The sequence below is a fragment of the Cryptosporangium japonicum genome, assembly GCF_039524755.1.
Classification (GTDB): Bacteria; Actinomycetota; Actinomycetes; order Mycobacteriales; family Cryptosporangiaceae; genus Cryptosporangium; species Cryptosporangium japonicum.
Genome location: NZ_BAAAGX010000014.1, coordinates 398,114 through 413,273 on the forward strand (window position 1 = coordinate 398,114; position 15,160 = coordinate 413,273).

General features: G+C 73.6%; 15 protein-coding genes and 1 pseudogene. 7 read left to right on the plus strand and 9 right to left on the minus strand.

Features of this window, described 5'->3' with window-relative positions:
- Window positions 1-32 precede the first annotated feature (32 nt).
- Genes ABD437_RS18725 through ABD437_RS18735 form a run of 3 tightly spaced genes read left to right on the plus strand, consistent with a single transcriptional unit; the run spans window position 33 to window position 2,033 of the window.
- The gene (locus ABD437_RS18725) at window positions 33-707 is read left to right on the plus strand and encodes a response regulator transcription factor (RefSeq protein WP_344650132.1); all 675 of its coding nucleotides are present in this window, start codon (window positions 33-35) and stop codon (window positions 705-707) included.
- A 24-nt stretch (window positions 708-731) separates the two neighbouring features.
- On the plus strand, window positions 732-1,406 hold the full coding sequence (locus tag ABD437_RS18730; protein WP_344650133.1) for a DJ-1/PfpI family protein: 675 nt from the start codon (window positions 732-734) through the stop codon (window positions 1,404-1,406).
- A gap of 12 nt (window positions 1,407-1,418) precedes the next feature.
- A complete protein-coding gene (locus ABD437_RS18735) occupies window positions 1,419-2,033 on the plus strand; it encodes a TetR/AcrR family transcriptional regulator (RefSeq protein ID WP_344650134.1) in 615 nt (204 codons plus the stop codon).
- Window positions 2,034-2,087: 54 nt separating this feature from the next.
- On the opposite strand, the gene paaI is transcribed toward ABD437_RS18735, so the two are convergent.
- The 7 genes from paaI to paaA are packed head-to-tail and all read right to left on the minus strand — an operon-like array spanning window position 2,088 to window position 7,002.
- The gene (paaI, locus tag ABD437_RS18740; RefSeq protein ID WP_425558177.1) at window positions 2,088-2,522 is read right to left on the minus strand and encodes a hydroxyphenylacetyl-CoA thioesterase PaaI; all 435 of its coding nucleotides are present in this window, start codon (window positions 2,520-2,522) and stop codon (window positions 2,088-2,090) included.
- A complete protein-coding gene (locus ABD437_RS18745; protein ID WP_344650135.1) occupies window positions 2,519-3,262 on the minus strand; it encodes an enoyl-CoA hydratase/isomerase family protein in 744 nt (247 codons plus the stop codon). The genes paaI and ABD437_RS18745 overlap by 4 nt, the downstream gene beginning before the upstream one ends.
- Entirely contained in the window at window positions 3,255-4,337 is a 1,083-nt protein-coding gene (gene paaE / locus ABD437_RS18750; protein ID WP_344650136.1) for a 1,2-phenylacetyl-CoA epoxidase subunit PaaE, read from the minus strand. The genes ABD437_RS18745 and paaE overlap by 8 nt, the downstream gene beginning before the upstream one ends.
- Window positions 4,337-4,852 (minus strand): 1,2-phenylacetyl-CoA epoxidase subunit PaaD, encoded by a 516-nt coding sequence (gene paaD / locus ABD437_RS18755; RefSeq protein ID WP_425558183.1) that lies wholly within the window; start codon window positions 4,850-4,852, stop codon window positions 4,337-4,339. Before paaD ends, paaE begins: the two co-directional genes overlap by 1 nt.
- Entirely contained in the window at window positions 4,846-5,745 is a 900-nt protein-coding gene (gene paaC / locus ABD437_RS18760; RefSeq protein ID WP_344650138.1) for a 1,2-phenylacetyl-CoA epoxidase subunit PaaC, read from the minus strand. Before paaC ends, paaD begins: the two co-directional genes overlap by 7 nt.
- Before the next feature lie 7 nt (window positions 5,746-5,752).
- Window positions 5,753-6,040 (minus strand): 1,2-phenylacetyl-CoA epoxidase subunit PaaB, encoded by a 288-nt coding sequence (gene paaB, locus ABD437_RS18765; protein WP_035855601.1) that lies wholly within the window; start codon window positions 6,038-6,040, stop codon window positions 5,753-5,755.
- Complete coding sequence (gene paaA / locus ABD437_RS18770; RefSeq protein WP_344650139.1) at window positions 6,037-7,002, minus strand: 1,2-phenylacetyl-CoA epoxidase subunit PaaA; 966 nt, start codon at window positions 7,000-7,002, stop codon at window positions 6,037-6,039. The genes paaB and paaA overlap by 4 nt, the downstream gene beginning before the upstream one ends.
- 86 nt (window positions 7,003-7,088) lie before the next feature.
- On the opposite strand from paaA, the gene paaZ reads away from it, so the two are divergent.
- Genes paaZ through paaK form a run of 3 tightly spaced genes read left to right on the plus strand, consistent with a single transcriptional unit; the run spans window position 7,089 to window position 11,142 of the window.
- Window positions 7,089-9,086 carry a phenylacetic acid degradation bifunctional protein PaaZ gene (paaZ, locus tag ABD437_RS18775; RefSeq protein WP_344650140.1) on the plus strand — a complete coding sequence of 666 codons (1,998 nt, stop codon included), beginning with the start codon at window positions 7,089-7,091 and terminating at the stop codon, window positions 9,084-9,086.
- Window positions 9,083-9,847, plus strand: coding sequence for an enoyl-CoA hydratase/isomerase family protein (locus tag ABD437_RS18780; RefSeq protein WP_344650141.1), 765 nt, complete (start codon window positions 9,083-9,085; stop codon window positions 9,845-9,847). The genes paaZ and ABD437_RS18780 overlap by 4 nt, the downstream gene beginning before the upstream one ends.
- Window positions 9,844-11,142 (plus strand): phenylacetate--CoA ligase PaaK, encoded by a 1,299-nt coding sequence (gene paaK / locus ABD437_RS18785; RefSeq protein ID WP_344650142.1) that lies wholly within the window; start codon window positions 9,844-9,846, stop codon window positions 11,140-11,142. Before ABD437_RS18780 ends, paaK begins: the two co-directional genes overlap by 4 nt.
- A gap of 891 nt (window positions 11,143-12,033) precedes the next feature.
- Here the strand turns inward: paaK and ABD437_RS18790 are convergent.
- A pseudogene (locus ABD437_RS18790) lies at window positions 12,034-13,096 on the minus strand (LLM class flavin-dependent oxidoreductase).
- 86 nt (window positions 13,097-13,182) lie between these two features.
- Here ABD437_RS18790 and ABD437_RS18795 point away from each other — a divergent pair.
- Window positions 13,183-14,226 carry a LamG domain-containing protein gene (locus ABD437_RS18795; RefSeq protein ID WP_344650143.1) on the plus strand — a complete coding sequence of 348 codons (1,044 nt, stop codon included), beginning with the start codon at window positions 13,183-13,185 and terminating at the stop codon, window positions 14,224-14,226.
- Here the strand turns inward: ABD437_RS18795 and ABD437_RS18800 are convergent.
- On the minus strand, window positions 14,223-15,122 hold the full coding sequence (locus tag ABD437_RS18800) for a DUF4231 domain-containing protein (protein WP_344650144.1): 900 nt from the start codon (window positions 15,120-15,122) through the stop codon (window positions 14,223-14,225). The two genes, ABD437_RS18795 and ABD437_RS18800, sit on opposite strands and share 4 nt — an antisense overlap.
- Between the last annotated feature and the right edge of the window lie 38 nt (window positions 15,123-15,160).

Genomic DNA, 15,160 nt, shown 5'->3' on the forward strand with positions numbered 1-15,160 from the left:
CCTCCCGACATGTCTACCCCTATCCTGGGGGCATGAGGCTGCTGGTCGTCGAGGACGACCCGCCCATGTCCGCGCTCCTCGACCGGGGGTTGCGCCGCGCGGGCTACGCGGTGGACATCGTGGTCACCGGCGTCGACGCCCTGTGGCGGATCGCCGAGACCGAGTACGACGGGATCGTGCTCGACGCGACGATCCCGCCGCCGGACGGGTTCGAGGTGGTCCGCCGCATCCGGGCCGACGGCGTCTGGGTGCCGGTGCTGATGCTGACCGCCCGTGACCACGTCCAGGACCGGGTCCGCGGCCTGGACGCCGGCGCCGACGACTACCTCACCAAACCGTTCGCGCTCGACGAGCTGTACGCCCGTGTCCGGGCGCTGACCCGCCGCGGCCCGGTACCGCGCCCCACGCAGCTGCTGGTCGGGGACCTGGAGCTCGACCCGGCGACGCACCGCGTGCGTCGGGGGACGACGCCGCTCGACCTGTCCGCGCGCGAGTTCGCGCTGCTGCACGAGTTCATGCGCCACCCGGGCGAGACGCTCAGCCGCACCCACCTGATCGACCACGTCTGGGATTTCGCCTACGACGGCGGCTCGAACGTCGTCGACGTCTACGTCCGTCACCTGCGTGACAAGATCGACCGCCCGTTCGACCGCGACACGCTCCGCACGGTCCGTGGCGCCGGCTACCGGCTCGACCCGGAGGCCTGACCCGCCCGAGCTAGTCTCGGAGCCGTGCGCTTCGTGGCTCTGCTGTTCCCGGACGTGACCCAGCTCGACCTCACCGGGCCGGTGCAGCTGTTCTCCCGGCTACCCGGCGCGACCGTCGACCTGGCCTGGCACGACACCCGGCCGGTGCCGACCGACGCCGGCTTCTCGATCGTCCCGACGGTGGCTTTCGCCGACGCCCCGCCGGCCGACGTGCTGATGGTGCCGGGCGGGCAGGGCGCGTTCGAGCTGCTGGCCGACGACGTCGCGCTCGACTTCGTCCGCGCGCAGGCTGCCGGCGTCCGGTACGTCACCAGCGTGTGCACCGGCGCGTTCGTGCTCGGAGCGGCGGGGCTGCTGCGCGGCAAGCGCGCCACCACGCACTGGGCGTCGCACCCGCTGCTGGAGCTGCTCGGCGCGGTGCCCGAGCGGGCGCGCGTGGTCCGGGACGGCAACGTCATCACCGGTGGGGGCGTGACCAGCGGAATCGACTTCGCGCTCACGGTCGCCGCCGAGGTCTACGACGCGGCGACGGCACGCGCCGTGCAACTCGTGATGGAGTACGACCCGCGGCCGCCGTTCGACGCCGGGTCGCCGACCAGCCCGGAGGCCGACCCGGAGCAGGTCGAGCGCCTCCTCGCCGACAACCGGCGCAACCGTGGGCCGGTGGTGGCGCGCGCCGCCGAACGCCTCCGGTCGTGAGAGGCTTCGGCGGTGACTGCAGCCGACCCCGCTCCACGCCGCGGCCGCGGCCGGCCCGGCTACGACCAGGCCGCGGTCCTGCGCACCGCGGTGGAGCTGTTCAACCGCAAGGGGTACGACGCCACCAGCATCGGTGACCTGGCCAAGGAGCTCGGGGTCACCAAACCCGCGATCTACCACCACGTCACGAGCAAGGAGGACCTGCTCCGGCTCGCGCTCGACGACGCGCTCGACGAGCTGACCGCGGTGGTGGGCGGCGCGGTCGAGGACGCCGGCTCGGCCGGCGCCTACGAGCGGCTGCGCGGGGTCGTGCGTCGCTCGGTGGAGGTGCTCGTCGCGCACCAGCCCGCGGTCACGCTGCTGCTGCGCGTGCGGGGCAACACGCCGGTGGAGGTCGAGGCGCTCGAGCGGCGGCGGTGGCTCGACGACCGGCTCGCCGCGCTGGTGCGTGCGGCGGTGGCCGAGGGCGCGCTGCGGAACGACATCCCGGCCGAGCTCGTCAGCCGCCTGCTGTTCGGCATGGTGAACTCGCTGGCGGAGTGGTACCGGGCCGAGGGCACCTACGACGCGGCCGCGGTGGCCGACGCGCTGACCCAGCTCGCGTTCGACGGCCTGGCCCGCCGCTGAGCCGGCCGCCGCTCGCCTTCGGCCGCCGCCGAGCCCGGGTGGCCGGTTGGGTGGTCAGCCCGTGATCGGGCGGCCCAGCGAGCGGCTCCGGCCGCGGAACTCGGCGATGACGACGCCGGGGGAGCCGTCGGGTTCGTCGCGGCGCACGGTGACGTCGTAGATGCCGGAGCGGCCGCGCCGGGAGCGTTCCTCCGCGTGGGCACGCAGCCGGTCACCGGCCCGGCCCGGCTCGAGGAACGTGACGTCGAACCCGGCGGCGACGGTCACCTCGCCGTGCGAGTTGCACGCGACCGCGAACGCGGTGTCGGCGAGCGTCGCGATGAGACCGCCGTGGCACAGGTCCCAGCCGTTCGTCATGTCCTCGCGGACCACCATTGAGACGTCCGCGGTGCCCGGCCCGACGTGCTCGAGCGTGATCCCGAGCGAGCGGCTGGCCCGGTCGGCGGCCAGCATCACCTCGGCGCTGCGCCGTGCGACGTCGGCGGTCACGGGCGTCGCCCCTTCCGCTCGAGGAACGCGGTCATCCGCGTCTCCTTCTCCTCGGTCTCGAACAGCACGGCCTGCGCGAGGTCGTCGACGAACGGGTGCGCGCCGCGCGGGGCGTGGAACACCGCCTTGGACAGCCGGGTCGCGAGCGGCGCGTTCGCGGTGATCCGGTCGGCCAGCCGGTGCCCGGCCGCGAGCAGCTCCTCCGGTTCGACCACCTCGTTCAGCAGCCGCACCGCCTGCGCCTCGGACGCGTTCAGTATCCGACCGGCCAGCAGGATCTCCTTCGCCAGCGGTTCACCGACCAGCGCGGAGAGCCGCCAGGCCGCGCCCGCGGCGGCGAGGATGCCGAGCCCGGTCTCCGGGTTGCCCACCCGCGTGCGCGGGGTGCCGATCCGGAAGTCGCACGCGTACGCCAGCTCCGCACCGCCGCCGAGCGCGTACCCGTCGACCAGCCCGATCGTCGGCATCGGCAGCCGGTGGACGCGGTCGAAGACCGACGAGTTGATGCCGCGCAGCGCGTCGTCGCGGCGCCGTTTCCGCAGCTGCGCGATGTCGGCGCCGGCCGCGAACGTGCCGCCCTCGCCGACGATCAGCACGACCCGCGGTTCGGCCTCCACCCGCGCGCACGCGTCGTGCAGCGCGGTGACCAGCTCCGCATCGATCGCGTTGCGCACCTCGGGCCGGTTGAGCCGCCACACGACCCGGTCCCCGGCGTCGTCGACGACCAGCGGCTCAGGCATCGAAGTCCACCGTCACCGCGTCGCTGACGCCGAACGTCTGGCAGGTGAGCACGAACCCGGCCGCGACCTCGGACGGCTCCAGCGCGTAGTTGCGGCGCATGTCCACCTCGCCGTCGCGCACCAGCGCCCGGCACGTCCCGCAGACGCCGCCCTTGCAGGCGAACGGCGCGTCGGACCGGGACTTCTGCACCCCGTCCAGGAGCGTGCCGTCGCGCGGGACGTCCACCGTGGTCCGCAGACCGTCGAGCACGGTGGTCAGCGCCGTCGTGGCGCCCACCGTCTCCGGGCCGGTCCGGCGCGGCCGCGGTGGCGGCGCGTCCACGTGGAACAGCTCGACGTGCACGCGCTCCGGCGGCACACCGCACCCGGTGAGCGCCGCGCGGGCGTCCTCGACCATCGCCAGCGGGCCGCAGAGCCAGACGTGGTCGAAGGTCTCGACCGGGATCACGTCGGCGAACAGCCGGTTCAGGCGGTCGCGGTCGAGGCGCCCGGCCCAGAGCTCGACGTCGCGGGGTTCGCGGGAGAGCACGTGCGCGATCTGCAGGCGGGGGCCGTAGCGGTTCTTCAGGTCGCCGAGCTGCTCGGTGAACATCACGGTCGCGCTGGTGCGGTTGCCGTAGAGCAGCGACACCCGGGCGTCGGGGTGGGTGAGCACGGTACCGGCGATCGAGAGCAGGGGAGTGATGCCGGAGCCGGCGCCGATGAGGAGGTGCCGCTCACCGGTGGCCGGATCCGCGTTCCAGGCCCCGGTGGGCGTCCGGACGTCGATCCGGGTGCCGGGCCGGACCTCGTGGACGAGCCAGCTCGAGAACAGCCCGCCCGGGATCTCCCGGACGCCGATCGCCGGTGCGCTCCCGGCCGGGGCGCAGATCGAGTACGACCGCCGCTCCTCGACGCCGCCGACGAAACGACGCAGCGTGAGCGACTGCCCGGCGGAGAACGCGTAGGCCTCGCGGAGGTCGTCGGGCACCGCGAACGTGACCGCGACCGCGTCGTCGCAGAGCCGCTCGACGTCCGACACCGTCAGCGGATGGAACACCGCCGACCGGGCCGGGACCAGGGCGGGCGCGGTCATCAGATCTCCTTCACGTGGTCGAACGGCTCCAGGCAGTCCGTGCAGCGGTAGAGCGCTTTGCAGGCGGTGGCGCCGAACTCGGAGACCAGCTCGGTCGCGCCGCTGCCGCAGCGGGGGCAGGTCAGCGCCCGGCGCACCGGGCCCAGCGTCAGCGCGATCGGGCCGGTGTCCGTCCGGGCCGGGCCGGTGTCCGTCCGGGCCGGGCCGGGTGCGGAGAGGCCGGCGTCGTGGAGTGCGGCGCGGCCGCGCGCGGTGATCCAGTCGCTGGACCAGGCCGGTTCGAGCACGATCCGCACCTCGACGCGCGGGAACCCCGCGTCGGTGAGCCGGTGCACGAGGTCGTCGCGCATGGTGGCCATGGCCGGGCACCCGGAGTACGTCGGCGTGATCGACGCGATCACGGTGTCGTCGACGAGGCGGACGTCGCGCAGCACGCCGAGGTCGGTGAGCGTGAGCATCGGCATCTCCGGGTCGCGGACCTCGCTCGCGACCACCCACGGGTCCGGGGTCACCAGCGGCCCGTCGGGTGCGCCCTGGCCACCGACTGCATCTCGGCCAGCAGGCGGCTCAGGTGCTCGGTGTGCCGGCCGTCCCGGCCGGTGCGGCCACCGACACCGGCCAGCGGGGCCTTCCCCGGCCGGTCCACCCCGGCGACGGCGAGCACCTGGTCGAGTACCGCGTCGACCTGGCCGGCGACCGCGCTCTGATCGGCGGCGACGCCGGGCAGCGACCGCTCGACCGGGTGCGCGGTGACCAGTTCGGCCCGCAGCGGCCACGACGAATCGAGCGCGCCCAGCAGGCGCCGCCGGGACTCCTCGGTGCCCTGGGCGAGCGTCACGAACCAGCGACCGGCCCAGTCCCGGTGGTAGGTCAGCTCCTTGACGCCCTTCGCGGCCACCGCGGCGAGGACCGTGTCCACACTGGCGCGCAGCGCGTCCAGGGTCGCCAGGCGCGCGGTCGAGAACAGCAGGAGCCGCACGACGACGTGCGCGAAGTCGCCGTTGGGCACCTCGGCCAGGCGCACGTTGCGGAACTGCCCGGCGTCGCGGAAGAACGCGAGCGCGTCCTCGGCCGGCACGGGCGAGCCGGACGGCAGCGCGGGGACGACCGCGGGGTCGGCCGCGGCCGCGCGCGCCAGCAGCAACCGCGCCTGGCCGAGCAGGTCGAGCGCCATGTTCGCCAGCGCGATGTCCTCTTCGAGTTCCGGGGCGCGGCTGCACCACTCGGCGAGACGCTGCGACAGGACCAGCGCGTCGTCGCCGAGCATGAGGCAGTAGGTGGCGAGGTCGGCCCCGTCGACGCCGGCCGGCACGGTGGTGTCGACCCCGGCCAGCGGGTCCTCGAAGTCGGTGCCGAACGCCCACTGCGACGAGTCGCCCTCGAGCAGTCCGTCGTACACGTTGTCCATGGCGGCCTCACATGTGCGGGACGTCGGCGGGGATCTCGTAGAACGTCGGGTGGCGGTAGACCTTGTCGCCGTTCGGCGCGAACAGCGGGTCCTTCTCGTCGGGGCTGGACGCGGTGATCGCGTCGGCCTTGACGACCCAGATGCTCACGCCCTCGTTGCGCCGGGTGTACACGTCCCGGGCGTGGCGCAGCGCCATCGTGTCGTCCGGCGCGTGCAGCGATCCGACGTGGACGTGGTTGAGCCCGCGCTTGCCCCGCACGAACACCTCGTAGAGGGGCCACTCGGCGCGGTTCACGACCGGTCTCCGAACGCGTCCGCCGCATCGTGAACCACGGGCGCAGTGCCGTCCTCGTGGGCGCGGAACGCCAGGGCGGCTTCCCGGACCCAGGCGCCGTCGTCGTGGGCGGCCCGGCGGTGGGCCAGGCGCTGGGCGTTGCAGGGGCCGTCGCCGCGGATCACCGCGGTGAGCTCGGCCCAGTCGGGTTCGCCGAAGTCGTAGTGGCCCCGCTCGTCGTTCCAGGTCAGCGCCGGGTCGGGGAGCGTGACCCCGAGGGCGTCGGCCTGCGGCACGGTCATGTCGACGAACTTCTGGCGCAGCTCGTCGTTGGAGTTGCGCTTGATGCCCCAGGCCATCGACTGGGCGCTGTTGGGCGACTCGGTGTCGGGCGGGCCGAACATCATCAGCGACGGCCACCAGAACCGGTCGACCGACTCCTGCACCATCGCGCGCTGCTCCTCGGTGCCGCTCATCATCGTGCGCAGCAGTTCGTAACCCTGCCGCTGGTGGAACGACTCCTCTTTGCAGATGCGGATCATCGCCCGCCCGTAGGGCCCGTAGGAGGTGCGGCAGAGCGGCACCTGGTTGCAGATCGCGGCCCCGTCGACGAGCCAGCCGATCGTGCCGACGTCGGCGTAGGACAGCGTCGGGTAGTTGAAGATCGACGAGTACTTCTGTTTGCCGGAGAGCAGCAGCTCGACCAGTTCGTCGCGGGAGATCCCGAGCGTCTCGCACGCCGAGTACAGGTACAGGCCGTGGCCGGCCTCGTCCTGCACCTTGGCCAGCAGGATCGCTTTGCGGCGCAGCGACGGTGCGCGCCCGATCCAGTTGCCCTCCGGCTGCATGCCGATGATCTCGGAGTGCGCGTGCTGCGCGATCTGCCGGATCAACGTGCGGCGGTAGCCGTCGGGCATCCAGTCGCGCGGCTCGATCCGGTCGTGGTGGGCGATGACCGCGTCGAACTTCTCCTGCAGCTCCATCGTCCCCTCCGGCGCATTTACTTAACGATCGGTCTGTAATACCGTGACATGAACAAGCCGCTCTTCGCAACACCCGAGGAGGCACCGTGCTCGAGAGTTACGCCGCCGGACGCTGGTACCGCGCCCCGGACGAGGGCGAGCCGCTGCTCGACGCCGTCACCGGCGACGAGGTCACCCGGATCTCCAGCCGCGGCCTCGACCTCGGCGCGATGGTGCGGTACGCCCGCGAGGTCGGCGGCCCGGCGATCACCGCGCTGACGTTCCACCAGCGGGCGGCGTTGCTCAAGAACCTGGCCAAGCACCTCACCGCGCAGAAGGACGAGTTCTACGCGCTCTCGCTGCACACCGGCGCCACCACCCGGGACACCGCGGTCGACGTCGACGGCGGCATCGGCACGCTGTTCAGTTTCGCCGGCAAGGGCACGCGTGAGCTGCCGAACGACACGATCGTGCTGGACGGCGGCGTCGAGCGCCTGGGCAAGGCCGGCACGTTCGTCGGGCGGCACCTCTACACGTCCCGGCCCGGCGTCGCGGTGCAGATCAACGCGTTCAACTTCCCGGTCTGGGGCATGCTCGAGAAGCTCGCCCCGGCGTTCCTCGCCGGGCTGCCGACGATCGTCAAGCCCGCGAGCCAGACCGCCTACCTCACCGAACTGGTCGTCCGCCGCATCGTGGAGTCGGGGATCCTGCCCGAGGGCGCGCTCCAGCTCATCGCCGGCCGCGCCGGAACCCTGCTCGACGAACTCACCGTGCAGGATTCGGTCGCGTTCACCGGCTCCGCGCACACGGCGGGCATCCTGCGTCGGCATCCGAACATCGTCGACGGGGGAGTGGTGCTCGGCGTGGAGGCCGACTCGCTGAACTGTTCGATCCTCGGACCCGACGTGCGCCCCGAGGATCCGGAGTTCGACCTGTTCGTGAAGGGCGTCGTCACCGAGATGACGGTGAAGGCCGGGCAGAAGTGCACCGCGATCCGCCGGGTGCTGGTGCCGTCGGCCCTCGAGGACACCGTGATCGAGGCCCTCGGAGCCCGCCTGGCGCGGATCCCGGTCGGCGACCCGCGCGACCCCGACGTCCGGATGGGCGCGCTGGCGAGCCTGGCCCAGCGGGACGAGGTCCGGAAGGCGATCGAGGCGCTGCGTGCGTCGGCCGACGTCGTGATCGGCGACCCGGACCGCGTCCCCGAGCGGGGCGCGTTCCTGGATCCGGTCGTGCTGCGGGCCCGGGCCGGTGCCGGCGAGCCGCACGACGTCGAGCCGTTCGGGCCGGTCAGCACGGTGCTGGGCTACTCCGGCGTCGACGACGCGATCGCGCTCGCCGCCCGCGGCAAGGGCAGCCTGGCCGCGTCGGTGGTCACCCACGATCCGGCCGTGGCCCGCGCCGTCGTGCTCGGGCTCGCACCCTGGCACGGCCGCGTCCTCGTCCTCGACCGCGACGACGCCGGGGAGTCCACCGGTCACGGCTCGCCGCTGCCCGTGCTCGTGCACGGCGGCCCCGGGCGCGCCGGCGGCGGCGAGGAGCTCGGCGGGATCCGGGCCGTGCTGCACCACATGCAGCGCACCGCCGTCCAGGCGTCCCCGGACCTGCTGACCGCGGTCACCGGCCAGTGGACCACCGGCGCGGCACGCAACGACGAGGACGTCCACCCGTTCCGCAAGAGCCTGGCCACGCTGCGCGTCGGCGACACGATCCGCTCGGCCACCCGCACCGTCTCGCTCGCCGACATCCAGCACTTCGCCGAGTTCACCGGCGACACGTTCTACGCCCACACCGACGCCGACGCGGCCGCGAAGAACCCGCTGTTCGGCGGCATCGTCGCCCACGGCTACCTGGTCGTGTCGCTGGCCGCCGGCCTGTTCGTCGAGCCCTCGCCGGGCCCGGTGCTGGCCAACTACGGCGTCGACAACCTGCGGTTCCTCACCCCGGTGAAGGCCGGCGACACGATCGGCGTCACGCTGACCGTGAAGCAGATCTCGCCGCGCACCACCGCCGACTACGGCGAGGTCCGCTGGGACGCCGTGGTCACCAACTCCGACGGCGCCCCGGTCGCCACCTACGACGTGCTGACGCTGGTGGCGAAATGAGCGAGGTGCTGCTCGAACGCGACGGCGCGGCGGCGATCGTCACGCTCAACCGGCCCGCCCGGCGCAACGCGCTCGACGCCGCCACCAAGACCGCGCTGCACGCGGCGCTGGCCGAGGTCGCCGCGGACGACGGCGTGCGCGCGGTGCTGCTCACCGGCGCGGGCTCCGCGTTCTGCGTCGGCCAGGACCTCGGTGAACACGCCGACGCGCTGCGTGCCGACGCGGCGACCGCGTTCGACACCGTCGAACGTGATTACGCGCCGGTGGTGCGGTTGCTGACCACCATGGACAAGCCGGTCGTCGCCGGGGTGAACGGCACCGCGGCCGGCGCCGGGCTCGCGCTGGCGCTCGCCTGCGACGTCCGGCTGTTCGCCGAGGGCGCGACGCTGGCCACCGCGTTCACCGCGATCGGCCTCACCTGCGACTCGGGGCTGACCGCGACGCTGTCGGCCGCGGTCGGGGTGGGCCGGGCCCGCGAGTTGGTGCTGCTCGGCACACCGTTCACACCCGCGTCCCTGGGCGCCACCACGGTGCCCGCCGACGACCTGCCGGCCGCCGCCCGGGCCCTGGCCGGCCGGCTCGCGCAGGGCCCCACCGCGGCCTACGCCGCGACGAAACGTCTGTTCGCCCAGCAGCTGGACCCGGTGCTCGCCGCCGAGGCGCGCGCCCAGGCGCGGCTCGGGCTCACCAAGGATCACCAGGGCGCGGTCGAGGCGTTCCTCGCCAAGCGGCAGCCCACGTTCTCCGGGGAGGCGCCGTGAAGGACCTGAGCCCCCGCCCCGGCGACCTGGACCCGATCGAGACGGCGTCGCGCGACGAGCTCCGCGCGCTGCAGACCCGGCGCCTGCACCGGACGATCCGGCACGCCTACGACAACGTCGCGCACTACCGGGCCGCGTTCGACGCCGCCGGCGCGCACCCCGACGACGTCAAGACCCTCGACGACCTGGCCCTCCTGCCGTTCACCACCAAGGAGGACCTGCGCCGCAACTACCCGTTCGGCATGTTCGCGGTGCCGCGCGAGGAGGTCGTCCGGATCCACGCGTCGTCGGGCACGACCGGCCGCCCGACCGTCGTCGGGTACACCCGGGGTGACCTCGACACCTGGGCCGACGTGGTGGCACGCAGCATCCGTGCGGCCGGCGGGCGCCGCGGCATGATCCTGCACAACGCCTACGGCTACGGCCTGTTCACCGGTGGCCTCGGCGCGCACGCCGGCGCGGAACGGCTCGGCTGCACGGTGGTGCCGGTGTCGGGCGGCATGACCGAGCGCCAGGTGCAGCTGATCCAGGACTTCCGGCCCCAGATCATCATGGTGACGCCGTCGTACCTGCTCGCGCTGATCGACGAGCTGGAGCGCCAGGGCGTCGACCCGCGTTCGACGTCGCTCGAGGTGGGCATCTTCGGGGCCGAGCCGTGGACCAACGACATGCGCCGCGAGATCGAGGAACGGCTCGACCTGCACGCGGTCGACATCTACGGGCTGTCCGAGGTGATCGGGCCCGGCGTCGCCAGCGAGTGCGTCGAGACGAAGGACGGCCTGCACGTCTGGGAGGACCACTTCTACCCCGAGGTGATCGACCCGATCACCGGCCGGGTGCTCCCCGACGGCGAGGAGGGCGAACTCGTGTTCACCTCGCTGACCAAACAGGCGATGCCGATCGTCCGCTACCGCACCCGCGACCTGACCCGGTTACTGCCGGGCACCGCGCGGTCGATGCGCCGGATCGAGAAGATCACCGGCCGCACCGACGACATGATCATCCTGCGCGGGGTGAACCTGTTCCCCACCCAGATCGAGGAGCTGATCCTCGGCCTCGCGCCGCTGAGCCCGCACTTCCAGTGCGTGCTCGACCGCAGCGGTCACCTGGACTCGATGACCGTGCGGGTCGAGCACCGGGACGCCGTGCGGCCCGGGAACGCCGGGGACGAGCTGGCGCGCCGGATCAAGAACCGGATCGGGGTCTCGGTGCGGGTCGAGGTCGTGGAGCCGGGCGGCATCGAACGCTCGGTCGGCAAGATGCGCCGGATCGTCGATCACCGCCCCGCGCGGTGAGGACGTAACGCGAGGTTTCACGCGCAGCGTGGTGCCGGGGTACCCGGCCGGATGGACGCCCCGGTCCCGGAGTTCGGACACGAGCCGCTCGACGACCTCGTCGAAACCGGTCGGCACCGCGTTCGGGACGAGGTCCAGCCCGTCGATCGCACCGGCCCGCACGGAGTGCGCCGCTGTTCACGACACCGTGTTCGGTGGTCTGCTGGGGTTCGACCGGCTCTGAGTCCCTCCACGTCGTAGGCGGAGAGATCGCAGCCCCGGACGCTCTCCAGTACCCCGCGGATCCGCCGGTCGGTCCAGGTGCGCGCGGCGAACCACGCGGCCTTCTCGCGGGCGTCCGCGAGCGAGTCGCCGCGCGTGCTCCGCGCCGTCGGGGAGGTTCTCCCCGGTCCACGTGTTGTGCGTGGTCACGAGGTTCCGGCCGAGCCGTCTCGGCGGTGCGCGCCAGCGGGGCGAAGCCGTCGAACTCGTCGTGGCGCTCCGACCGGTCCCCGACCGGCGCCTGGTGCCGGGAGGGCTGGCAGCAGGCCTGCGGGCCGCGCCGCGACGAACTGCTCAGCGCCCCGGCGAGCGACGTCGGGGGCTCAGCCCCGCCGCGTACCGGGGCACCTCGACGAGGCCCCGGTGTGGGTGATCCCGGTGCGGCGTAACGCCGCCGGCTTGACCGACCCCCGCCTCGGCGCGTCGACCTACGGCGCCGTGCAGCAGCTCCGAACGGCGGCCCGCTCATGTCGTTCCACGTCGGCACGGGGAGGTGCGTGACCTGCTGGGCCCGCCCGCCGACGCGCTGACGACGGCCCGGGGACCACGCGGCTCGGGGCCGCTGGTCCCAGCCGGCCCGCCGCCCGGTGGAAGAGGCCGTGCAGTGGCACGCGTGGTGAGGCGAGCCCCCTAGTCCGTGGTCAGCAGGGGGAGCAGGTGGCGGCCCTGGCGCTCCACCTCCGGCAGGGTACGGCGTGTCGGAGAGGACAAAATGGGTCACCCCGAGCGCGCGGTAGCGGCGCAGGGCGGTCGCGACGTCGGTGGGGGAGCCGACCAGCCAGGTGGTGCCCGCGCCGGCCGCGCCGTACCGGCCCGGTGCGGTGTAGAGGTTGTCGTCGAGGACGTCGCCGCGCGCGGCCAGCTCCTGCAGGCGCTGCTGGCCCACCGCGGCGCTCCAGTCGGGCCCGCCGGCGATCCGGCCCGCGGCCATCGCGGCCACCCGGGCCTCCGCGTCGGCCCAGGCCTGCTCGGTGGTGTCGCGCACCACCGTGGTGACGCGCAACCCGAACTCCAGCGGGGCGTGTTCCCGGCCGACCTCGGCGCACAGGTGCCGCAGCCGCGCGATGCGGTCCCGGATGCCCTCCAGCGGCTCGCCCCAGAACAACTGCACGTCGGCCTCGGCGGCGGCGACCCGCTCGGCGGCCGCGGAGGCACCGCCGAAGTACAGCCGGGGGTGCGTGCGACCGGCCCGGACCACCGGGCGCGACCCGACCGTGGAGTCGGTGACCGAGAAGTACTCGCCGCGCCAGGTCACCCGTTCGCGGGTCCAGAGCGCCCGGACGATGCGCAGGAACTCCGCCGTGCGGGCGTACCGCTGGGCCTGGTCGCCGTCGGTGTCGCCGTAGGCGGCCGGATCGTCCCGGCCGGAGACGACGTTCACCAGCACCCGGCCCCCGCTGAGCCGGTCGAGCGTGGCCGCCGCGGCGGCGAAGTGCGCCGGGTGCCAGTAGCCGGGCCGGACGGCGATCAGCGGCTGGAACGTCGTGGTGCGGGCGGCCAGCGCGGTGGCCACGGTGAACGTGTCGGGCCGGGCCCACCCGGCGCCGAGCAGCGCGCCACCCCAGCCGTACTTCTCGATCGCCAGCGCGTGCGCGGTGAGCGTCGCGAGGCTGTTGTGGTTCTCGACGACGTCGTCGCCCCGGTGCCCGGCGGTGACCTCGTTCGGGATGTACCAGAGGAACTCGGGGCGCACGGCCCGACGCTACCTCGGCCCGCCGGAGCCCGAGTTACCACTGTGGATAGAGTGGGGTACTTCGATCGATTCAGAGAGGTTCCGCCGTGCCGCAGGACACGCCCGAGTTACGCCACGACGAAACCGTCTCGCTGGATCGGGAAACCGTCCTCCTGAGCGCCCCGGGCGGAGCGGAGGCGCCGACCGAGGTGACGTCGGACCCCTGGGGGCAGCCGGCGGCGGTGCCGTTCGTGCTGGCCGACCCGTCCGCGGTGCCGAGTTTCGACGCCGGCGGGGCGCCACCCGAGGCCCCCGCGTCGACGCGGCGCGTGGGCGTGCTCGTCGCGGTGGCGGCGGTGCTCGCGGTCGCGATCGTCGCGGGAGTGGTGCTGGTCAGCGGCGTGTTCGGCGGCGACGAGCCCACCGCGTCACGCGAGCAGCCGTCCCCGGCCGTGCCCTCCGCGGAACCGCCGGCGGCGTCGCCCACCGCGTCACCGGCGGTGTCGTCGGCCGCTCCGAGCGCGGCCGCGCCGGCGCCCGCGGGGCCCCGCCCGGTCGCGGCGTGGGGCGTCGACGGTGGTAGCGGCACGGCCGACGTCGGCGGCCGGAACCTCACCGCCGCGAACGTCACCGCCGCCGGGGGAGCCGGGGGCTTCAACGGCCGGAACAGCCAGATGACGACGCCCGGCGCGGTGCTCGACACCGCGGCGACGAGCAGCTTCACCGTCGCCGCGTCGGTGTTCCTGGTGAACGGCGAGGGCTACCAGACCGCGGTGAGCCAGGACGGCGCGGTGAACAGCGCGTTCTACCTCCAGTACTCGGTGGCCGAGAAGAAGTGGGCGTTCTCGCGGGTGGCCGGGGACACGCAGAACGCGGCGGGCACCCGCGCGCTCTCCACCGCCCCGGCGAAGACGATGACGTGGGTCCGGCTGGTCGGCGTGTTCGACGCGCGGGCCGGCCAGCTCCGCCTGTACGTCGACGGGGTGCCGCAGGGCACCGCCGCCTACCGAGCCGGGTTCGCGTCCACGGGGAAGTTCGCGGTGGGCCGGGCCAAGTTCAACGGCCGCGACGCCGACTGGTTCCGCGGCACGATCGACGACGTCCGGGTCTACGACTCCGCTCTCACCGCCGCCGAGGTGGCCACGCTCTAGTGACCGCGGTCGTTGCGTGAGGCCAGCCACATGGTGTGTTCGCGGCTGATCGCCTCCTCGGCGTCGGCCACCGCCTGGGACCAGTCGTCGTCCGACGCCGTCGACAGCTGTTCCGCGGCCAGCCCCAGCTCGTTCGTGGTCACCGCGTACGCCGTCGCGAGCGACGAGTGCTGCTTGAGCACGAGCCAGGCCGCACCGGCCGCCACCAGCGCGGCCATGATGCCGGACCAGTCGGCCTCCCAGATGCCGAACGCCCGGCCGGCGGCGATCAGGATGGCCGCGATCTCACCCGCGACCAGGGAGAGCTGCCACCAGACCGCGCGCCGCCGGTTGGCCTCGGCTTTGCGCTCGTACCAGGCGCGCTGGTCGTCGACGCGGTTGCGCAGGTAGATCGCCCGGCGCGTGGGCAGGTCCTGCTCGCGTAACGCGAGCATGGCCTCGGTGACGAACGCGTGCGGGCCGGTCGGCACGGTGACCCGCCCCTGCGCCTTGGCCGTGACCTCACGCAGCCGCTCGGCGAGCAGGAGACGCGCGTCCTTGTCGGGCAGCGTGTCGTCGAACGGCGCGCCGCGGACCGCGTACTTCCAGGCGAGCGTCTTCGCCGACTCCGCGATCGCGCGCCCGGTGTACCACTCCTGCTCCGGCCGCTGCGCGAGCATCACCAGCTCGGCGACGAGCGCCGCCAGGAAACCCGCGAGGCCGACGAACCCCCAGAGGTCGAACCGGCCGGCCATGAAGCTGAACGCCCCACCGACCGCCGCGACGACCGCACCACCGAGCCGGAGCTGGTTCCACCACAGCGTGTACCGCTGCCCGGCCATCGAGGCCCGATCGGCGGCGCGGAACAACCCGGGCAGCTGATCGTCGGTGAGCCAGTCCTCGGAACCTTCGGGCAACGGACCCACGAAACCCCTCACCCGCGCGCCGCCTTTCC